This window comes from Brevibacillus sp., assembly GCF_003521185.1.
Lineage (GTDB): Bacteria > Bacillota > Bacilli > Brevibacillales > Brevibacillaceae > Brevibacillus > Brevibacillus parabrevis.
This window is the reverse complement of the sequence record NZ_DOTK01000076.1, coordinates 14,866-28,890: the sequence shown is the minus strand read 5'-3', so window position 1 is coordinate 28,890 and position 14,025 is coordinate 14,866. Positions and strand designations below refer to the sequence as shown.

Annotated in this window: 10 protein-coding genes; 7 read left to right on the top strand and 3 right to left on the bottom strand. The window is 52.7% G+C overall.

What is annotated here, in order from left to right; translation table 11 throughout:
- Positions 1 to 91: 91 nt before the first annotated feature.
- Positions 92 to 778, top strand: a complete 687-nt coding sequence (locus DEP07_RS22095; RefSeq protein ID WP_122962200.1) for a sulfite exporter TauE/SafE family protein — start codon at positions 92 to 94, stop codon at positions 776 to 778.
- A gap of 21 nt (positions 779 to 799) precedes the next feature.
- Here the strand turns inward: DEP07_RS22095 and DEP07_RS22090 are convergent, their stop codons facing one another.
- Positions 800 to 1,246 (bottom strand): FixH family protein, encoded by a 447-nt coding sequence (locus tag DEP07_RS22090; RefSeq protein ID WP_242773044.1) that lies wholly within the window; start codon positions 1,244 to 1,246, stop codon positions 800 to 802.
- A 138-nt stretch (positions 1,247 to 1,384) separates the two neighbouring features.
- Here DEP07_RS22090 and DEP07_RS22085 point away from each other — a divergent pair, with 138 nt between their 5' ends.
- A complete protein-coding gene (locus DEP07_RS22085) occupies positions 1,385 to 3,571 on the top strand; it encodes a heavy metal translocating P-type ATPase (RefSeq protein WP_242773041.1) in 2,187 nt (728 codons plus the stop codon).
- A gap of 12 nt (positions 3,572 to 3,583) precedes the next feature.
- Here DEP07_RS22085 and DEP07_RS22080 read toward each other — a convergent pair whose 3' ends face one another.
- Positions 3,584 to 3,949, bottom strand: coding sequence for an ArsR/SmtB family transcription factor (locus DEP07_RS22080; RefSeq protein WP_063229102.1), 366 nt, complete (start codon positions 3,947 to 3,949; stop codon positions 3,584 to 3,586).
- 220 nt (positions 3,950 to 4,169) lie between these two features.
- Between DEP07_RS22080 and DEP07_RS22075 the strand changes: the two genes are divergently transcribed.
- The 4 genes from DEP07_RS22075 to DEP07_RS22060 all read left to right on the top strand — a co-directional run bounded on the left by DEP07_RS22075 (position 4,170) and on the right by DEP07_RS22060 (position 10,720).
- On the top strand, positions 4,170 to 5,375 hold the full coding sequence (locus DEP07_RS22075) for an FAD/NAD(P)-binding oxidoreductase (protein ID WP_287103028.1): 1,206 nt from the start codon (positions 4,170 to 4,172) through the stop codon (positions 5,373 to 5,375).
- Between the two features lie 49 nt (positions 5,376 to 5,424).
- Positions 5,425 to 6,846, top strand: a complete 1,422-nt coding sequence (locus tag DEP07_RS22070) for an MBL fold metallo-hydrolase (protein ID WP_280649304.1) — start codon at positions 5,425 to 5,427, stop codon at positions 6,844 to 6,846.
- Between the two features lie 275 nt (positions 6,847 to 7,121).
- Positions 7,122 to 7,421: a hypothetical protein gene (locus DEP07_RS22065; protein WP_063229105.1), complete on the top strand. Its 300-nt coding sequence runs from the start codon at positions 7,122 to 7,124 to the stop codon at positions 7,419 to 7,421.
- A gap of 1,067 nt (positions 7,422 to 8,488) precedes the next feature.
- Positions 8,489 to 10,720 (top strand): heavy metal translocating P-type ATPase, encoded by a 2,232-nt coding sequence (locus DEP07_RS22060; protein WP_217023393.1) that lies wholly within the window; start codon positions 8,489 to 8,491, stop codon positions 10,718 to 10,720.
- An 83-nt stretch (positions 10,721 to 10,803) separates the two neighbouring features.
- On the opposite strand, the gene DEP07_RS22055 is transcribed toward DEP07_RS22060, so the two are convergent.
- Complete coding sequence (locus DEP07_RS22055; protein ID WP_173600151.1) at positions 10,804 to 12,807, bottom strand: ABC transporter ATP-binding protein; 2,004 nt, start codon at positions 12,805 to 12,807, stop codon at positions 10,804 to 10,806.
- Between the two features lie 288 nt (positions 12,808 to 13,095).
- On the opposite strand from DEP07_RS22055, the gene DEP07_RS22050 reads away from it, so the two are divergent.
- The gene (locus DEP07_RS22050) at positions 13,096 to 13,995 is read left to right on the top strand and encodes a phosphotransferase family protein (RefSeq protein ID WP_122962208.1); all 900 of its coding nucleotides are present in this window, start codon (positions 13,096 to 13,098) and stop codon (positions 13,993 to 13,995) included.
- Positions 13,996 to 14,025 lie beyond the last annotated feature (30 nt).

Below are 14,025 nucleotides of genomic sequence, written 5' to 3'. Positions count from 1 at the left end.
GTCATAAATACTAGCCACAGCCATTACGTTAGGAAAAGGATGATGCGTCATTGCATGAGCGTGAAAATAATGGAAAAAGAGGGGCTACGGGATGAATGCTGGACTGTACGACTACTGGCTCGTCTTTGTGACAGGCTTGCTCAGCGCTCCTCACTGCATCGGGATGTGCGGCGGGATCATGTCCACCATGACGCTTCAATCCAAAGCGTCGCTTGCGCAAACGATCCTGGCATACAATACGGGGCGAATTGTGACGTACATGGCCGTAGGCGCATTTATGGGCTTTGTCGGATCGTTTGTGAATGCGGCAGGAGTCGTAGTCGGATTGCAGGGAATTGCCAATATCGCCGGAGGGCTGTTGATCATTCTCTGGGTCGTCAAAAAAGTGGCGCTGCCTTTGGATAAATACAGTCCGCTCAAACTCCCCGCCGCGCAAAAGCTGTTGCAATTGCAAAAAGAGCGGCAGGGAACAGTGCCTGTGCTGGCAAGCGGACTGCTGCTGGGCTTTTTGCCCTGCGGACTGACGTATACGATGCACATGAAAGCCGCCGCTACTGGCAGCGTCCTGCAAGGGATGACGACCTTGGGCGTGTTTGGCTTGGGCACTTTGCCCGCGCTCGTGGCAATCGCGTTGTTTTCACTGGTTTTGTCGAAAGCATTTCGCTCCAAGGTGATGGTCATGGGCAACGCTCTTGCGCTCTGCATCGGGATATTGTCCGTCTTGCGGGGAATGGCCATCAACGGCTGGATTCCCACCGTTAATCCGTGGCTGTGGTAGTCATTACAATGCTTTTAGCTATTATGGCTCCACTTCAAAAGAATACGCTGTGCTCATGGCTGTGCCGTCCATCTCGAAAGTAATCGTAGCCAGCCATTCTCCCAGCATGGTCGGCACGATTTGCGCGACGTATTCGCCTGCTTTTTCCTGCGTCGCTTCAAAGACGATAGCGCCGTGGTCCATATTGGGCATGGTCAGGGACACGGAGACTTTTGCTTTGGCCAGCTTGGCTGCATGCTCGGCTGGCACGGTAATGCGCAGCGTGTTTTCTTTCACGTTTTTCGCCGGAGCCGGATCAAGCTCGACCTGCAACGGGATGGACAGCTCCGCAAGCATTGGCGTATCTGTTTTTTGTGCGAGAGCAGTGCTGGCGTGTTCAGCATGATCCGCAGAAGCGCAGCCAACGAGTGCAAGGAGAACGGACAACAGCAGGGACGACAGCCGAAAGAATCCGGATTTTCGCAGCATTCTCACCACTTTCCCATGAGTTACAAGCTTCCCTATCGTATTCATGACAGTTGCCATTCATACTTCATCTTCTACTGAATTGTCCTGCCGCATAGGTTGGACATGAGGGCATGTACGGAAGCTGAAGGGGAGTTTTTCATGACCATCAACCAAACGTATCAGGTCACAGGGATGACTTGTGCAGCGTGCGCCAACCGGATTGAAAAGCGGCTGCGAAAAGTTCAGGGCGTCCAGGAAGTCCACGTCAATCTGACGACCAACAAGGCTCGGGTAGCCTTTGATCCTGCGCAAACCAACGATCAGGAGATCATGACCAAGATTGAACAGCTCGGTTTTTCCGCGAGTTTGAAGCAAGCAGAGCTTCAGGAGGAAAAAAAGCTGCTGCTTCGGCGGTTTATTTTCTCGGCTATTTTGACGATCCCGCTTTTGTGGGCGATGGCGGCGCACTTTTCCGTCCTGTCATTCATCTGGGTGCCGAGCTTGTTTCTTCTGCCGCTGTTTCAGTTTGCACTGACGCTGCCGATCCAGCTGTTTATCGGGCAGTCGTTTTACATCGGGGCGTGGAACGCGTTGAAAAACCGTTCCGCCAATATGGACGTGCTGGTTGTGCTGAGCACCTCGACCGCCTTTTTGTACAGTCACTATTTGACGTTTACGACCATCGGGCAGGAGAGTCACGGTCTGACAGTCTATTACGAGTCTTGCGCCGTCATTTTTACGTTTCTGCTCCTGGGCAAATATTTGGAGGCGATGGCGAAAGACCGGACGAAAAATGCCATCGGACAGCTTCACCAGCTTCAACCGACGATGGCGCATGTCCTGCGCGGCGATGAGGTGCGGGCTGTTCCGGTAGCAGAGCTGGCAACGGGCGATATTTTCATCGTCAAGCCAGGCGAGCGGATTCCGACAGACGGAATCGTGCTGGAAGGGCACGCGAGCGTCGATCAGTCGATGTTTACCGGAGAGAGTCTGCCTGTGGAAAAATGGGGCGGCCATTCCGTAATCGGCGCCACGTTGAACCAGAGCGGCTGGCTCAAGGTAAAAGCGACAAAAGTAGGCGAGGATACCGCGCTGACGCAAGTGATTCGCACTGTGGAGGAAGCGCAGCTGTCCAAAGCCCCGATCCAGAGAGTGGCGGATGAAATCACGGACGTGTTCGTGCCGATTATCATCGCGATTGCCGTTATCACTTTTGTTGCCTGGTACTACGTCTTTACCGCGCAAGATTTGGGCGGCGCGCTGGAAAAGGCGATCGCTGTCCTGATCATCGCTTGCCCGTGCGCACTCGGTCTGGCTACGCCCATGTCGATCCTGGTGGTGTCTGGACGGGCGGCACAGATGGGCATTTTGTTCAAGCAGGGAAAATTTTTGGAAGTGCTGCAAAAGGTCGATACGGTTGTGTTTGACAAAACGGGAACATTGACCCGAGGGGCTCATCAGGTCGTCGGGATTAATACACGCGGATGGAGCGAGGCGGCGTTTTTGCGTCTGGTGGCCGGGGCGGAGTTGACCTCTGAGCATCCGTTGGCGGCAACCATCGTGGCTCATGCCCAAAAACAAGGCTTGTCCATTCCGGCAGCTACGTCCTTCGCATCCCTTCCCGGCTATGGGATCGAGGCGACTGTGGAAGGCCATACGGTTGTAGTCGGATCTTCCAAGCTGCTGACCCGAAAAAACATGGACATCGCCCCTTTGCAAAGTCAGGTGGAGCTTCACGGGGCGGAAGGAAAAATGGTGCTGCTGGTCGGCATTGACGGGCGTTTGGCTGGATACGTGGTGCTGTCGGATCAATTGAAGCGAGACGCGAAAAAAGCAGTCGCCCAACTGAGAAAAATGGGCAAGGAAATCATCATTATTACCGGAGACAATCCGCATACGGCGGCAAGCGTGGCAAGACAGGCCGGCATCGGGCAAGTGTACGCCGGGGTGCTGCCTGCGCAAAAAGCGGAGTTGATCTGGGAGCTGCAAGCAAAAGGGAAAAAAGTCGCCATGGTCGGCGACGGGATCAACGATGCGCCAGCCCTGTCCGCAGCCAGTGTCGGCATTGCCTTGGGCACCGGAGCCGACATTTCCAAAGACTCGGCAGATGTCATCATCATGCACGGAGAGGTACGCGGCGTTGTCCACGCCATCAGGCTCAGCCAAATGGCGATGAAAAATATTCGGCAAAATTTGTTTTGGGCGTTTTTTTACAATGCCATTGCCATCCCGGCGACGATGCTTGGCTTTTTGGCTCCGTGGCTTGCGGGCATCGCCATGGCGTTCAGTTCGCTGTCGGTAGTGCTGAACTCTTTGCGCATGCGCAACAGGCGCATGGAAAAATAAAAAACCGAGCCATCAGGTAGCTCGGACATTCGCTTTCTGTTCTTTTGCGTGCTCTACGCCCGCGAGGATCAAGTGGCGCACATGGTCATCGTCGAGCGAGTAAAAGACGAGCTTGCCTTCCTTGCGGTACTTGGCCAACCCCATATTGCGAAGAAGCCGCAGATGATGCGAGGTGTTGGCGATGGAACTGCCGATGATGGCTGCCACGTCGCAGACGCAAAGCTCGTCTTCCATGGACAGAATATGAATGATTTTCGCCCGGGTGTCGTCCGCCAGCGCTTTGAATATTTTCGCTACCCCTAATGATTCGCCAGCGTGCGGCTTCAAGCGACTGACCTTTTCTTCGTCGTAACATTGAATTTCACAGATGTCGTCCATCGTTATAATCACCTCTTGCCCACTACAATGTTCTACTATTATAGACATTCACATGAAAAGAGAAAAGATAGCGGCGCACTGATCAGGGGGCAGCCCCGTATTTTTGGATGCAAAAGTTTGGCAGCATCGTTTTTTGCTTGATCAAGCAACTTGGCTTGTCTCTTGCCATATGAATAGGCGAAGGGTTGTTTCTCATCCAATACAAGGAGGGGTGAGCGTGATGGAAGCAACGCAAAGGACACGTTACAAGCTGGTGATTGTAGGCGGAGGCAGTGCAGGCATATCGGTTGCGGCGCGTCTGCTGCGCCAATCACGCGCGTTAATCGGCCAGATCGCCATCATTGATCCTGCAAGCAAGCACTATTATCAACCGTTGTGGACACTGGCAGGTGCGGGTGTCGTCAGCCGGGAGTCGACGGAGCGCGACGAAGCCTCCGTGATTCCCAAAGGAGCGGTCTGGGTACAGGATGCCGTCACCAAATTTTTGCCCCAAAACAATACCGTCATGACAGCGTCGGGAACAGCTGTGCATTATGATTTTCTGGTTGTCGCCGCTGGCATCCAGATTGATTGGGGTAAGGTAAAGGGACTGAAGGAAAGCATCGGCAAGCATGGGGTGTGCAGCAATTACTCGTATGACTACGTCGAGAGCACGTGGGAGCAAATTCGCCATTTTCAGGGAGGCAACGCGCTGTTTACCAACCCGAACACTCCTGTGAAATGCGGCGGAGCACCGCAGAAAATCATGTACCTCGCTGACGATTCCTTTCGCAAAACAAAGGTGCGCTCCCGCTCGACCGTGCGTTTTGTCTCCGGCGCAGCGGCTATTTTCGGTGTGAAAAAATACGCGAAAGCCTTGCAAAAAGTCATTGAAAGAAAACAGATTGAGACGATCTTCAAGCATAATCTCGTAGAAATCGTCGCGGATAAAAAGCAAGCCATTTTCGAGAACCTGGACACAAAAGCGCAAGTAGCCATGCCGTACGAGATGATCCATGTCGTGCCGCCGATGAGTGCGCCGGATTTTATCAAGCACAGTCCGCTCGCTGCCGCTGACGGCTGGGTCGATGTCGATCCGTTCACCCTGCAGCATGCTCGCTTCCCCAACATCTTTGGCATAGGCGATTGCACCAACTTGCCTACCTCCAAAACAGGGGCGGCGATTCGCAAGCAAGCACCAGTCGTCGTGCAAAACGTCTTGTCGCTCCTTGAAGGAAAACCGATGACCGAGCGATACGACGGCTATACATCGTGCCCGCTCGTCACTGGTTACGGCAAATTGATCCTGGCTGAATTTGATTACGAGCTGAATCCGCGCGAGACATTCCCTTTTGACCAATCCAAGGAACGGTTAAGCATGTATTGGCTGAAAAAAGAGCTGCTCCCGCGGATGTACTGGCACGGCATGCTTCCGGGAAAGTTGTAGGACCACGCGAGCGGATGGCTGCTTGATAAAAGACAGGAGGCTGATTTTCATGCTGCTTAAATATTTTTACGATGAAAAACTCGCCCAGGCATCTTATTTGGTAGGTTGCCAGGCAACAGGGGAAGCGATCGTGATTGATCCGGCGCGCCATATTGAGCCATATGTACAGGCAGCGAAAGCAAATGGACTGAAGATTGTCGCTGCGACGGAAACCCATATTCATGCCGATTTCCTCTCGGGAGTAAGGGAAATCGGGGAAAGATTGGGAGCGACGCTGTATTTGTCAGACGAAGGCGGGCCGGACTGGAAGTATCGGTATGCAGCCCAGTACGAGCACCGCTTGCTGCGCGACGGGGAAACATTCCGCATCGGTCATCTGACGTTCGAAGTCCTGCATACACCGGGGCATACGCCAGAGCATATTGCCCTGCTTTTGACAGACAGAGGCTGGCCGGACACGGAACCGATGGGCATTTTTACGGGCGATTTTGTGTTTGTCGGTGACATTGGGCGTCCCGATTTGCTGGAAAAGGCGGCTAACGTAAGCGGCTCGGCTGACGAAATGGCGAGAAAGATGTTTCACTCGTTACAGCGGTTCAAGCAGCTTCCTGACTATTTGCAAGTGTGGCCGGGGCATGGGGCAGGCAGTGCGTGCGGCAAAGCGATCGGGGCTGTGCAGTCTTCGACGGTTGGCTATGAAAAACGTACGAACTGGGCGTTGCAGCATGAGCGTGAAGAGGAGTTTGTGCAGCAATTGCTCCAGGGCCAGCCTGAGCCTCCTACATACTTTGCGATGATGAAACATCTGAACAAAGTCGGGCCACAACCGCTGCAAGCGATAGCGGCACCTGTGCAGGCGGAAGCTTCCATTGGCGTGCTGGAAGAATGGAAGCAGCAGGGAGTAGTCATAGACGTCCGTCCGGCAGAAGCGTTCGCCCAAAAGCATGTGCCGGGCACTATCAATCTGCCCTGCGACAAGTCGTTCCCTACGTGGGCTGGGTGGCTGCTCGATTACGAGCGCCCGATTTTTGTGCTGGCCGAGACGCAGCTTGTTCCCGCCGTTTTGCACGATTTGCAGTCGATCGGGCTGGATCAGGTAAAGGGCACGATGGAGCTTGGCAGGGGAGAACAGCTTGCAGAACAGTCTGTTGCTTTTGAGCAGTATCAGGAAGTCACGCCAGAAGCGGTGGAAGAGCAGGTTCGGGCGGGGGAGCTATACGTGATTGACGTTCGTTACGAAAAAGAGCTGGCAGAGGGGCAGATCCCGGGCGCGAAGCACATCATGCTCGGCTATTTGCCGCAGCGCATGCAGGACTTGCCGCGTGACAAGCCAATACTGGTGCAGTGCAAGAGCGGCAGAAGGTCGGCGATCGGGGTGAGCTTGCTGAAAGCAAACGGCTTTTTACAAGTGCAAAATCTGAGCGGCGGCTTTGACGAATGGAGAAGGCGTGGGTTGCCTGTTACTCGGTGACAGAGGCTGAATAGGGCGCTGCTACCGGGCAGATCGCTATGTCGCGGGAGTCTTGGTGGTGTCTCTCCCTTTTTTTGTGTATACTCTTTTTGCAAAGATGTTGTTATTGACATTGGCCGTAAAGGATTGGCAGAATAAGGGTAGTTCTCTATAGGGAACGTTTGTTGCCGTTGAATGCATGCCAAGATAGGCATGGTGATGATGCCTGTCAACTCACGGGCTTTTCGTAACGCAACACTCTTTACGAAAAGAGCATAAAACAGGGAGAGAGAACGATGAGTTTCCAACAAAAGTGTACCAAGTGTCATTCCAAAAAAGTCGACTATACGGAAGCGATCAACCGTCGGCTGTATGTTGTGATTTACGCAGCGGTGCTGATCGTCCTTGCCCTCATTGGCATATCGGTACAAGGCACGCCTGTTATTTTCTTGTTTCTCGGCTTGATGGGTGCGTTTATCCTGTTTGCGGTCAGGATGTATCTGGAAAGGAAAAAAGTAGTCAAATGCGTTTGTCTCGATTGCGGCGAACGTTGGCAAACAACTCCCGTCGCTGTCTCCCAAAAGCAGATGAAGTAGCGAAGAAAGGCTCTCCGCCATTGTGGGGAGCTTTTTTATTTAGTGTCTGGGGGCTAAGTACGGTTGTTGATCGCGGCTGTGGTGGAGGGAGAAAACAGGAGAAACCGCTGTAGGGACGTGGGCCTCTCGCGGGGAAGCGCGGACTGCCCGTCTCCGGCGAAAAAGGAAAACCGCGTCAAAAGCAGCGAGATCGAAGAAGCGGACGCACGTTGCCGCTTAAAAGCGTGTTTTCCTTTTTCACCTCCGCCTCGGTAGGAGTCCCAAAGCCCTTTCGCTTGTTTCTCCTGTTTCCTCGGCCAACGTTTAACTTTAGTCGGATATTGCTTTTGGATGGTTGCTCAGGGGGAAATCCAGAGCAGAAATTAAACAAGTTTTTTCATGACCGGGTTGCATGAAGCGACCGTTTTCAAGAAGACTCTTGCTCATGTTTCTGTGTTTTTTTTGAAACCCCGATCACCACCGCTAAAGTACCGATGACGCAGACTACAAAGCGTCAGCTCAAACAAGCTTTTTGGCATTGGCATTTTCCTTTGAAACCCGCGCCGATCACAACCAGCCGCTGACGAGGAAAGAGACGAAATGCGAGAAAGCTCTTTGGGATACCGACCGAGGTTCCGAGGAAAAAGCGAAACACGGTTTTAAGCGTCAACGTGCGTCTGCTTCTTTGAGTCCTCTGCTTTTGACGCGGTTTCGCTTTTTCCCCGGAGCCGTGCAGTCCAGGCCCCCAGCGGGTATCCCAAGAAGCTACAGCGATTCGTCTCTTTCCTCGCCTCACCTGAAGTACCGATGACGCAATCTACAAAGCATTACCCCAAGCAAGCTTTTTCGATCAAGCAGCTCCCCAAGCAAGCCTTCAATCCACCACTCAGCATTTCCCCGCCACACCGAAGCCCTTCATCATCTCCCGTTCCTGAATTTGTCAAATAAATAGGCGAAAAACTCTAAATTGAATCTTGAACCAGGAACTGGTATCCGATAATATAATAATTAAATGTTTGTTTGAATGTTTGTTGGATATATTCAGATGAGTTGGGGAAAATAGATGCTTGGGAAATAGGTGAGAGCATATGGCAAATGAACAAAAACATGACGGGTGCTGCAGCGGGCACCATTGCAGCTCAGAACATACCCATGGCAAAAAAACACTCACAGTGCTGGAGTCTGCGGCTGCCGTTGCCTCTGACGGTACGGCCGCTCTGTCCGGAAAGGCGATTGTCTACAGTGTGCACGGCATGGATTGCAGCTCGTGCGCCAAGTCGCTGGAAAGGCACATGCGGACGCTTCCAGCGGTGAAGGATGTCAGTGTTAATTTTTCAACCGGAAAAATGCAGCTTGTCTCTGACGGTTTGCAGGATGACGCGGTGATCAGGGAAGTCGCCAAGGCGGGGTACAGCGCCCAGCGGCTGGAGCGCAGAACATCTGGTGAGGCGGTCAAAAAAGATCAGGCGGGCACGCTGCTCACGACTCTTTCCGGAGTTTTTCTGGCGCTTGGCTTCGCAAGCTCCTTGACCAGCTTGGACGCATTGGTCAGCACGATTCTTTACGCACTCGCCATTATTAGCGGCGGCTATCGTCCGGCGCGCAGTGCTTTTTACGCGATCAAAAGCAAGTCGCTGGACATGAACGTACTGATGTCAGTTGCTGCGATCGGGGCTGCTCTGATCGGAGAGTGGCTGGAAGGGGCAACGGTTGTCTGGTTGTTCTCAATCGGCAATTTGCTGCAAACGAAGTCGATCGAAAAAACGCGCGACTCGATTCGCAATTTGATGGATCTCGCGCCGCCGGAAGCGTGGGTGAAAAAAGGCGAGACGCTGACCCGGATGTCCGTAGAAGAGATTGGCGTAGGCGATGTGATCGTGGTTAAGCCGGGAGAGAAAATTCCGCTCGACGGCGATATATTGGCGGGGCATTCCAGCGTGAACCAGGCTCCGATTACAGGGGAGTCCATTCCCGTCGACAAACAGGCTGGCGACGCCGTATTTGCAGGCAGCGTGAACGAAAGCGGCGCATTGGAAATCAAAGTGACGAAGCTCGTCGCAGATACAGCGATTGCGCGAATCATTCACCTAGTGGAAGAGGCTCAGGAGAAAAAAGCTCCGACGCAGGCGTTTGTCGACAAGTTTGCCGCCATGTACACGCCGATTGTGCTGATTCTCGCCTTGCTCGTGATTGTGTTTCCTCCGCTGTTTGGCTTTGGCACATGGGGAGAATGGTTTTACAAGGCATTGGAGCTGCTTGTGGTTGCCTGCCCTTGCGCGTTGGTTATCTCGACGCCAGTTGCCATTGTTTCCGCGATCGGGAATGCCGCCAGAAATGGCGTGCTGATTAAAGGCGGGACTTTTTTGGAGAAGGCAGGAGCGATTGAAGCGATTGCTTTTGACAAAACAGGCACGCTGACAGAAGGCAAGCCGCGCGTGACTCAGGTGGTGGCAGTGGGAGAGGCGGAGGACGTCATCCTTGCCATTGCCCGGACGATGGAAGAGCGCTCCAACCACCCGATTGCCCAGGCGATTGTCGCTTACGCCAAGCAAAAGCAGATAGCCGCACGAGCGGGCGACGATTATCAGGCGCTGGTAGGAAAAGGCGTGCAGGCGACGGTAGATGGTGTGGTTTATTACGCAGGGAAGCCGGCGCTTTTCGAAGAGCTGGGGATTGACATGAGTCCTTGGAAGGAACAAATCGCTTCCTTGCAAGTCGAAGGCAACACACTGATTGTGGTTGGCACGAAGCACGAGCTGCTCGGCATGATCGCTGTAGCAGATGCGATTCGCGAGATTACGGTTGGCGCGATCAGTCAAATAAAAGCAGCCGGAATCAGCGAAATCATCATGCTGACAGGCGACAATGCCGGGACAGCGAAAAAGGTAGCGGCCCAGACGGGAGTCGATCGCTATTTTGCCGAGCTGCTTCCGCAGGACAAGGTCGAAGCAGTGAAAAAGCTGCAACAAGAGGGCAAAGTCGTCGCCATGGTCGGCGACGGAATCAACGACGCCCCTGCGCTGGCAACCGCCGACTTGGGTATCGCCATGGGCGGGGCAGGCACGGATACCGCGATGGAAACGGCAGATATCGTGCTGATGGCCGACAATCTGGAGAAGCTGCCGCATACGGTGAGAATCAGTCGCAAAGCGCTTGTGATCATCAAGCAAAACATCTGGTTCTCCATCGTGGTGAAGCTGGTTGCACTCGTGCTGATTTTCCCGGGCTGGTTGACCTTGTGGCTGGCTGTACTGAGCGATACAGGCGCTGCTTTGATCGTGATTTTAAACAGCATGCGCTTGCTCAGAATGAAACCGTAATGTGCTGAACGGCAAAAAGAAAAGGGAGAGAGCCATCGAGGCTCATCTCCCTTTTTCGTTTGTTGGTGCAGGCTTGTCCTCGTTTAGACCAGGACGCCGCCGCCGTAACGCTCAAATTCTTTTTGCGTGCAAGCGACATAGTGACCTGGCTCGATTTCCCGCAGCACTCTTTCTTCGGTCTGGTTCTGCAAGTATTCCTGATCGTCGAAAACAATCCGTTTGCGGTTGCGCTCGTAATCCGGGTCTGGCAGAGGGATAGCCGAAAGCAGAGACTTGGTATACGGGTGAATCGGGTTTTCGTACAAGCGGTTGCTCTCCGCCAGCTCCACGATTTTGCCGCGATACATCACGCCGATCCGGTCACTGATGTATTTCACCATCGACAGGTCATGGGCGATGAACAAATAGGTCAGGCCCTTTTCTTTTTGCAGACGTTTGAGCAGGTTGATAACCTGAGCCTGGATGGATACGTCCAGAGCAGAGATCGGCTCGTCCGCGATAATGAACTCGGGATCGACAGCCAAAGCGCGGGCAATTCCAATGCGTTGGCGTTGTCCACCGCTGAACTCATGCGGATAGCGGTTGGCGTGCTCGCGGTTCAGACCGACTGTTTCCAGCAGCTCGTGTACTTTCGCGATGCGCTGCTCTTTGGTAGCCAGTTTGTGAATATCCAGACCTTCTGCAATAATATCGGATACAGTCAGGCGAGGATTCAGAGACGAATACGGGTCCTGGAAAATCATCTGGATTTTGCGGTTCAGCCATTTCTTCTCGTCGCCTGTTTTTTTGCCGTGAACACTCTTGCCTTTGAACAGCACTTCGCCGTCTGTCGCATCGTACAGGCGGAGGATGGTGCGGCCAGTTGTGGACTTGCCACACCCGGATTCTCCTACCAGTCCGAAAATCTCGCCTTTGTAGATGTCAAAATTGATTCCGTCAACCGCTTTCAAAATATGGCCGCCGCCAAGATCGAAATGCTGTTTCAGGTCTTTGACCTCTACAAGCTTTTCGCGCTGGTCATACGATTTCGCTGCTTGCGGGCGTTGCACTTCGACTTTCTTTTCGTCGCTGTCTGTTTTGCGTCTCACTGCGGATGCAGGAGGATCGATTTGCGGAGCCATCTCATGCAACAACCAGGTTGCAGCATAGTGCGTCTCCGAGATTTTGAACATCGGTGGCTCAAATTCCAGATCGACTTGCAGCGCATACGGGTTGCGTGCTGCGAACGCATCGCCGACAGGAGGCTTGAACATGTCTGGCGGGGAGCCAGGAATGGACATCAGCTCTTCGTCGCTCGTATCGAGGTTAGGCATGGAGCCAAGCAGCCCCCATGTATACGGATGCTTCGGATCGTAGAAAATCTCATCGACATTTCCGATCTCGACAATTTTTCCAGCGTACATAACCGCTACACGGTCAGCCATATTCGCTACGACACCGAGGTCGTGGGTAATGAAGATGATGGAAGTACCCATTTTTTTCTGGATATCTTTCAGCAGCTCCAAAATTTGCGCCTGAATGGACACGTCCAGCGCGGTTGTTGGCTCGTCCGCAATGATCAGCTTCGGATTGCAGGCCAGCGCGATCGCGATGACGATCCGTTGACGCATACCGCCAGAGAATTGGTGCGGATATTGATCGACACGCTCTTTGGCAAACGGAATGCCAACCAGCTCCAGCAGCTCGACAGCGCGTGTGCGAGCTTCAGCGCGGCTCAGCTTCTGGTGTTTGATGAAGCTCTCCATAATTTGGTTTCCGATCGTCATCGTCGGATTGAGCGACGTCATCGGGTCTTGGAAAATCATCGAGATGTCGCGTCCGCGAACATCCTGCATTTCTTTTTCTGTCAAAGTAACCAAGTCTCTGCCTTCAAACAGGACTTGTCCTTTGGGAATACGGCCCGGAGGAGAAGGAATAAGGCGCATAAGTGCTTGAGACGTAACGGATTTACCGGAGCCGGACTCACCTACGATAGCCAGCGTTTCCCCTTTGTGCAGGTCGAAAGAAACCCCCCGCACTGCTTTTACCTCACCTGCATACGTGTCAAATGAAACGTGTAAGTCCTTTACTTCCAAAACTTTTTCCATAGAATCTTCCCTTTCCAACGTGATGATGTGATCAAACAACCCGCCGTTTATGTGTAACAATCTCTCTAGTATGAATTTTTACGAAAATGAAAATCATTATCACCATTATACTATATTTGCTGAGTATTGTTAAAAAATTTTTTTCTATTCAGCACATACCTATCGGCAAAACCCCAAATGTTTCTAGGCAGGCTTCATTAGGGGCTTTTTTATCGTTGCCTTTCGTAAGCCAAGTCATACAATACATCAATTGAGTATGAATGCGGTCTGGAAAGGGGCGTATTTCGTGTGCAACTCGAGCCTTTGCGCAAGCTGCTGCAAGACCGATATCCGGAGCTGCGAAACGAAACATTTCGCGTGGACGATACAGGCTGGAGCAATTTTGTCGTCATCGTAGGAGAAAAGATGATTTTCCGCTTCCCCAAGACAGAGGAGGCGAAAGCGATCATCAGCCGGGAGATGCAAATTTTACCGCTGCTAGGGCCTATGGTGCCTGTGGCGATTCCCCAGTTTGTCTATTCCTCCACGCAGACAGACGACATCAAGTACGTCGGATACCCGATGATTTACGGGAAGCCGCTTTTTCGTGAAGAGATGAGCGGACTGTCTGACAAGGAACAAGAGCAAGTAGCCAAAGCGATTGGGGGATTTTTGAGCGGGCTGCATTCCTATCCGCTGGAAAAGTCGTTCGACAAGGCGATTGACCCGGCGTTGACCAAAGCTTTTTACGAAAATCTTCTGAAGCGAATTGAACGGAAGGCTTTTTCTTATATGCCTCTTGAGCTGCAACAGTGGACCAGGCAGACCTTTCAGGCGTTTGTGGCGAATCCGGACTACTTCGCGTTCAAGCCGGCGCTGTTGCACAACGATTTGAAGCCTGAGCACCTGCTCTACGACTTCGAGAAAAGGCGGCTGAACGGGATTATCGACTTCGGCGCAATGGGAGTAGGAGACCCCGCCTACGATTTTGTCGGGATTTACAGGGCGTACGGCGCAGCCTTTGCCCACAAAGTATTGAGCTATTACACCAGGGAGACTGACCCGGTGTTTTTTGACCGCATAACATCATTTTACGTCAAGACGATCAGCTTTTGGACACTATTTTACGGAATTGACTGCCAAAATCAAAAACTCATTCAGTATGCGCTTGGAAAATTGCAGGCATTTGCCCGAGCCAAGGGAACCTGAGGGAACGGAAACAGGAAGGAAGGACGGCGA